Source organism: Nesterenkonia salmonea, assembly GCF_005771525.1.
GTDB classification, from domain to species: Bacteria; Actinomycetota; Actinomycetes; order Actinomycetales; family Micrococcaceae; genus Nesterenkonia; species Nesterenkonia salmonea.
In genome coordinates this window covers 1-5,551 of the sequence record NZ_VAVZ01000072.1, presented here as the reverse complement: position 1 = coordinate 5,551, position 5,551 = coordinate 1, and the positions used below count along the sequence as shown (strand labels likewise).

Sequence of the window (5,551 nt, the reverse complement as noted above, 5' to 3'; positions counted from 1 at the left end):
ATAGTTGTCGAACATTTCTTATGCCCTCATAGAAAACCTCAGGAAAGCCCCACAAAACCTGAGAATCTCCATAACATCGCGTGCCCTTCGAATGTGTATTCGCCCGTACGGGGCCACGTAGCATCGCAGCACGTGTCCATGTGCTTAGCGCCTCTGACGCGAATTCAAAGACGTAGTGCCAGTGCTAGTTCGTAGGGTCTGGATTAGTTCGGCGATGTGCATGGGTGGGGTCTTGAGGCCGGGTTGTAGTTGGATGATTGGCTCTTTATTGATCATGCCTCCCACGCCGAAGGGTCTACCGGATAGCCACCGATTGTTTGGCCCTTCCCTGGTGAATGCGGAATCGGTGACCCGCAGTTGGACCCGGCCCTTATGTGATGTGGGGTCTCCTTTGATGTGGAGATCTTCGATTTCTTTCCAGTGCAGTGTCCAGTGACGGGTTGATACGCCCTCTGGTGAGATCGTCACATGCTCTGGGCGCAATGCTCCCCGTAGTAGGTAGAGACCTGCCAGGGCAGCAAGGGGAGCGCCAATAACTGCCAGCGCCCGGTAGAGGGGCATCAGCCCGGAAGCGTCCTCAAATGCGGCTGAGGGGACACCTAGTATTGCAGCGGTGAGCACTACAGCGCTGATGATGCCGATGATCCCACCAAACCACCAGCGTCCGGTGGCGACTTTGAACACCACCGGAAGCTCTGGGATTCCAGCTGAACGCCTGGAAGTACGGGATTGCCGATACCCAGACACTGCTTCCGCACTGGAGTTTTGCTCGGTTGGGGAAGGCATCGGCGCTGCTGAATCCTCTCCAGTGCGGTGGCCCGCCTGAGGATGGGCAGCGTCGGCAAAGGAAGTCTTCAGTTGGGTGTTTTGTGGTTTGGTCATTAGATGCTGGACTTCCGGGATCGGATGCGCGGTCTTTACTGGGTCTCCAGCATGTAGCCGTTCTCGGATCCAGCCTGGCAGCATGAATCGTGGCCACCAGAAGAACATGCCGAACAGAATGACCGGGCACGCTACAAACCACATGACTACCAGCAACAGCCGCAACCAGTCCGAGTCAACCGGCGCAGACCCCTGAGCAGAAGGAAACACCAATGCAGCAAGAACAAAGCCTTGCAGGAAGAAGCCGCCGAAGAGGAAGAACAACGGCCGCCACCCCCGACCCCGGCCCTCAAGCCAGGTTGTGCTCTTCCCACTCCAACTCTGCCACCACAGGAAGAAACACAATAATGCAAAAACTTGCATTACAACGATAAAAATAATCAACGGCAGCTCTCCCTTTCAGAGCCAGGTTCCTAAGGTCGTCCTTCTAGTCCCATGATTTTGTGGGTTTTAGGCTCAGTTATTCGAAAGATCTGAGGTTCACTGCGCCGGGTTGCTGCAGGACCCGGAACGATGACTTTCCAACAAGTTAGCCAGTTCGCCCGGAGCCAATTCCATACCGCGTTGGGTTCTTAATGTGGGGTCGATAGCTGGCAGGCCTCCCAGCCCGAGAGGGCGTCCGGAAAGCCATCGGTTCCCGTATTTCTCCCGCTGATGTGCTTCGGAGGTGACATGCAGCACTACTTGGGCCTCAGCCCGATCTGGGTCACCGTCGACAGAGATGTCCAGAATTTCCGTCCACGCTATTTCCCAAGCGCGTGTGGACACTCCTTCGTCGGTGATTCGTATATGTTCAGGCAGCAGAGCACCTCTGAGCATATAAGCCACACCGATGGCGCAGACCGGCAGCCCGGCCCAGCTGAACCAGTACAACAACGTCATCCAAGTCGAGGGGTTATCAAACAGCGCAGCCGGGATGCCCAGCAGAGCGAAGAGAAAAATCGCGGCCCCAAGCGCGGCCCCTGCAGCTGAGCCCCACCACTGGCCCCGACGTACGTGCACCACCTCAGGCTCCATCCGTTTCACCTTCCCGCTGCCAATATTGTAGGTCGTTGGCCCTAGGCAGTCTGTCGATCAACCGCAACCACATCCAACCTGGATGCTCGGCATCCAGTTCGTGGCGGATGCGCAGACCTCGCTGCTGCTCCTCATGGGTCAGCAGCCCCGCTGGTGTTGAGATCCAGGTCATTTTTCCGCGTTGCGGTCCGGTCGGTGAATCCCAGACCGCGGCGACGTTTACCAGTGAGGCCTGCGCTGCTCTCAATGCTGCTGCTACCTCGCCAAGCTGATCTGGCAACCGCTGCACGATTCGGGTGCAAGCTTCGCGCTTCGTCGCTTCCACTGACCATTTCTCGGTCTCCAGATTGTTGCGGTCGACTCCCACCGGGTCTACTTCAGGCAGCGCAGGTGTATCTTGCAGGCCAGCTGAATCAATCAATATCCGGTAGAGCGATTCATAGGGTGCCACCCTGAGGATCATTGTTCCCACGGGTGAGGGAAGTGCATGAAGGAGCCCGTACCGGCTAAGCCAGACACTGGCCAGTCGACCCGGCTCCTGTCCATCGAAGCGATCAACAGTGATGCGACCACGCTGGTGAAACAGCGGTCGCAACAGGATCTCGGCATCCGGCTCAGGGCAGCCATCAACGACCAGAGTGCGGCCATCCACGTCGGCAACCACCGTAAAAGACTGCGTCTCCGAGCTCTGGATGAGTCGCCGAAACTGCTCGTGGGTGACTTCGCGCTCTTCATTCTGCTTCATCACGAATGATCGGCCCTCCATTGCGCTCCCTCCGCAGTCCCCCATACCCCGGGGCCCAACACAGGCGCATCCAGAGCAGCGAACGTGAACGTCACTGAATGCTCCACACCAGGACGGCGAAATGCATACTGGTGCATCATCACCGCAACCCCCTCACCAGTGACATAGGAAGCCACTCGCATCACTGCCGGAACTGGCGGAAGACCAAATGCATCAGTTCCCAGAAAAAGCAGACGATATTCCCTGAGCTGCTCGACGAATTCAGCCTCCATCTTACGCTGATCGGCAAGACAGGACTCGACATCCACGTCACGATCCCCAAGATCAGCAGCAGTAATAGCCACGTTGGAGTGAAAGCCCTCGGCTCCGGGCTCACTGTCCCGAACCACGATGACCCCCACACCGCGAGCACTGTCATCCACCACCCAGGAATCAGGCAACGCCAGTTCAAAGGGCACATCCGGGTGAGAAAAAACTTCGTGTATCACCGCCCCAGCCACAAAATCACTTGACCTTCCCCCTTTTGATCTGCATGGATCCAACATTCAGCCTCAACGGCCAGACGGTACTTACTCACGAGCCAGGCGTTTCTCCTCACGTCTGCGCTCACGTATCCAACGGGGCAGCAGAAACGGAATCTTCGGCAACGCAAACAACACTGTCACCACACTGATCATGAACCACGCCAAGACCAGAAGAAACGGGACTCCGAAAAAAACTCTTGATGGCTCAACGCCTAGCTCCTGGAGCAACTCAAAAACGCCGACAATCGCAGTGAGCATGCCGGCCGCCGGCACAAGGTGGACGTATATATCGCCGGTTAAGGTTCCGTACCACCAGGCATCAACCTTCACTCGGGTGTACCACAGGAAGAAAATCCCGATGGCGGCACCGCCAATAATCATCACCAGTGGAACTGTCATAATCTCTCAATCACCGAACAACGAACTCATTATGTTGTTGACCCTGTCCCCAATCGCAGAGCCCGCCTCGGACCCCGCAATACCGCCGACGACGCCGCCGACGACGCCGCCGACGACAGTCCCCGCTGGTCCTACGAGGGAGCCGATCGCGGCACCAGCAGCAGCACCTCCTTTGGCCCCTGCCATTGCAAACCCAGCCGTGGTTCCTCCTGAGACGGCTGCACGCGTGGCCTGTTCACCGGTTCCCATGTCGGGGTGGCGCGCAGAGTCTTCTTTCCATTGAGAAAACCCAGCCGTGACTCCCGTGAGCACGCCGCCTGCACGAGCTGCGTTTGTGGCTCGGCCCTCGGCTCTTGTGTGGTTCAGCCGCTCTACGCGGGAATTGTTGTTGGCGATAGCACCATGCCGATAATTCTGTGCAGTCCTCTGGGCGATAGTGCTGGCAGTGCCCCGCGCACCTGATCTTCGTGGAACATTTCGCTCCCCTGCGCTACGCCCAGTTTGAGTATGGGTTATCACACTGGAATGTATGCCCACCGCAGTCAGCCCAGTTCCCGCTACCCAGGAAGCACCATCTGCGCCAGGGTGCCCGAAGGCACTTCCTGGTGCCAGCCCAGCTCCCTCGGCCAAATTCGATGGAGAGGCGAAGCTCTCTCCGGGATTGGGAAGACTATCTGCTTCATTTGCATTGGCGTAGATGTTGCCGGGGTGTTGGCTGCCGCGCACTGCGCTGACAGTGGTGGTGATTCCCCTCAACGCCTGAGCGCAGTCATTCTGAGCCTGGTCCTTAGCTTGTGCCAGCTGGTGGCAGCGCGTCTGGAGGGCATCGATTGCGCCGTCAACGTCTGCCCTAGAGTCACTCCCGTTTTCGTGATCCTTTGCCTCAAAGTCTGCTATATCTGCGATCAGAGTTGCTCGCTGGCGATGGAGCTCCTCCAAAGTCGCAGCGTAGGTGTGTAACGCGGTCCGAGCAGAGAACGCAGCTTCTGCTAATTCCCCGACCTCATTTTGGGGGGTGTCCATCGCAGAGTGGACCACAGGAGCCTCCGGGGCAACATACTGCTCAGCCATTGGCGACCAGCATTGGGCGGTATATCCCATCGAGCTTTCCGCTCCTAGGTAAGACTCCCACATGGTGTTGGCAGCGGAAACGAGCGTCTCTGGGTCGTCTAGCTCGACGACGTTGAAAAGCCCTGAAGTCATCAGCGAACCCCCGGGATATCAGTGACAGCGGCACCACTGCTGTTGGATCTGGACTGTTGCGCCATCTCTTGATCCCCGGATCCGTAGATTTCCAGGGCCTGTGAAGTTGATGAGGTGGCTGTTGTAATCCGGGCAAGGACATCCGCCCCTGAAGGTTCCAGGACTTCCAGGCGTAGGGACTCAAGGCCATTGCTGACGACCTCACTGTGTCGCAGAGAGCTTACAATCCCTGAGGCGGCGTTGTTGCCCGCCGCAAGATCCCCGCGGATTGATTCCTGCGAACTGTCCGTAGAGCTGATAGTTCCCGCGGCCCCAGCTTGCTGGATATCAAACTTCATATCTTCTTGACCTGCCTCCCGACTGATTCAGCCGATGTTGGCGATGGCTGAGCGGGTTCGTGATTGGGTGGAGGTCGCGGTCTGGTCGTTTTCCGCCATGGTCTGACGGATCAGGGTGATGATGTTTTTCACTTCATGGGAGGCGTTGCGCCACCGAGATTCCACCTGTTGGTACTCCGCATCAGCGCCATCCATCTGAAAGTCCGATAACGCGGCAGAGACCTGTTGATCCCGCTCAGCAATCAACGACTCCAACCGTGAAGCAATCGACTCCACATCTGATTGCACCTGCGAGGACACACCAGTATCAAAAGAAATACGATCCATAGACACGACCAACCAACTCCTTAACACGTCTTCGATTTATTGTTCCCACACTTCAGAGGCAGGCGACCTAACGGCTTGAGGAGAACCTGGCCGCATCAAAGTTCGCCGCACCTTGA

At 57.4% G+C, this 5,551-nt stretch carries 9 protein-coding genes; 1 reads left to right on the top strand and 8 read right to left on the bottom strand.

Annotated elements, in window-relative coordinates:
* Positions 1-144 precede the first annotated feature (144 nt).
* The 3 genes from FEF26_RS15015 to FEF26_RS15005 form a co-directional block, all read right to left on the bottom strand.
* A complete protein-coding gene (locus tag FEF26_RS15015; protein WP_138254350.1) occupies positions 145-786 on the bottom strand; it encodes a hypothetical protein in 642 nt (213 codons plus the stop codon).
* A gap of 576 nt (positions 787-1,362) precedes the next feature.
* Positions 1,363-1,899, bottom strand: coding sequence for a hypothetical protein (locus FEF26_RS15010; RefSeq protein WP_138254349.1), 537 nt, complete (start codon positions 1,897-1,899; stop codon positions 1,363-1,365).
* Positions 1,889-2,350, bottom strand: coding sequence for a hypothetical protein (locus FEF26_RS15005; protein ID WP_138254348.1), 462 nt, complete (start codon positions 2,348-2,350; stop codon positions 1,889-1,891). The genes FEF26_RS15010 and FEF26_RS15005 overlap by 11 nt, the downstream gene beginning before the upstream one ends.
* A 36-nt stretch (positions 2,351-2,386) precedes the next feature.
* On the opposite strand from FEF26_RS15005, the gene FEF26_RS15000 reads away from it, so the two are divergent.
* Positions 2,387-2,653, top strand: coding sequence for a hypothetical protein (locus tag FEF26_RS15000; RefSeq protein WP_138254347.1), 267 nt, complete (start codon positions 2,387-2,389; stop codon positions 2,651-2,653).
* On the opposite strand, the gene FEF26_RS14995 is transcribed toward FEF26_RS15000, so the two are convergent.
* The 5 genes from FEF26_RS14995 to FEF26_RS14975 all read right to left on the bottom strand — a co-directional run bounded on the left by FEF26_RS14995 (position 2,644) and on the right by FEF26_RS14975 (position 5,435).
* Positions 2,644-3,102, bottom strand: coding sequence for a hypothetical protein (locus FEF26_RS14995; protein ID WP_138254346.1), 459 nt, complete (start codon positions 3,100-3,102; stop codon positions 2,644-2,646). The two genes, FEF26_RS15000 and FEF26_RS14995, sit on opposite strands and share 10 nt — an antisense overlap.
* A gap of 111 nt (positions 3,103-3,213) precedes the next feature.
* Positions 3,214-3,567: a hypothetical protein gene (locus FEF26_RS14990; RefSeq protein WP_138254345.1), complete on the bottom strand. Its 354-nt coding sequence runs from the start codon at positions 3,565-3,567 to the stop codon at positions 3,214-3,216.
* Between the two features lie 6 nt (positions 3,568-3,573).
* Positions 3,574-4,770 carry a hypothetical protein gene (locus tag FEF26_RS14985; RefSeq protein WP_138254344.1) on the bottom strand — a complete coding sequence of 399 codons (1,197 nt, stop codon included), beginning with the start codon at positions 4,768-4,770 and terminating at the stop codon, positions 3,574-3,576.
* Positions 4,770-5,108 (bottom strand): DUF6507 family protein, encoded by a 339-nt coding sequence (locus FEF26_RS14980; protein WP_138254343.1) that lies wholly within the window; start codon positions 5,106-5,108, stop codon positions 4,770-4,772. Before FEF26_RS14980 ends, FEF26_RS14985 begins: the two co-directional genes overlap by 1 nt.
* 27 nt (positions 5,109-5,135) lie before the next feature.
* Positions 5,136-5,435, bottom strand: coding sequence for a pore-forming ESAT-6 family protein (locus FEF26_RS14975; RefSeq protein ID WP_138254342.1), 300 nt, complete (start codon positions 5,433-5,435; stop codon positions 5,136-5,138).
* Positions 5,436-5,551 lie beyond the last annotated feature (116 nt).

What these genes read in the sequence shown, in the direction of transcription:
- FEF26_RS14990 (WP_138254345.1), bottom strand. Translation starts at nt 3,567, where the DNA reads ATGACAGTTCCACTGGTGATGATTATTGGCGGTGCCGCCATCGGGATT.
- FEF26_RS14980 (WP_138254343.1), bottom strand. Translation starts at nt 5,108, where the DNA reads ATGAAGTTTGATATCCAGCAAGCTGGGGCCGCGGGAACTATCAGCTCT.
- FEF26_RS14975 (WP_138254342.1), bottom strand. Translation starts at nt 5,435, where the DNA reads ATGGATCGTATTTCTTTTGATACTGGTGTGTCCTCGCAGGTGCAATCA.
- FEF26_RS15015 (WP_138254350.1), bottom strand. Translation starts at nt 786, where the DNA reads ATGCCTTCCCCAACCGAGCAAAACTCCAGTGCGGAAGCAGTGTCTGGG.
- FEF26_RS14985 (WP_138254344.1), bottom strand. Translation starts at nt 4,770, where the DNA reads ATGACTTCAGGGCTTTTCAACGTCGTCGAGCTAGACGACCCAGAGACG.
- FEF26_RS15010 (WP_138254349.1), bottom strand. Translation starts at nt 1,899, where the DNA reads ATGGAGCCTGAGGTGGTGCACGTACGTCGGGGCCAGTGGTGGGGCTCA.
- FEF26_RS15000 (WP_138254347.1), top strand. Translation starts at nt 2,387, where the DNA reads ATGAAGGAGCCCGTACCGGCTAAGCCAGACACTGGCCAGTCGACCCGG.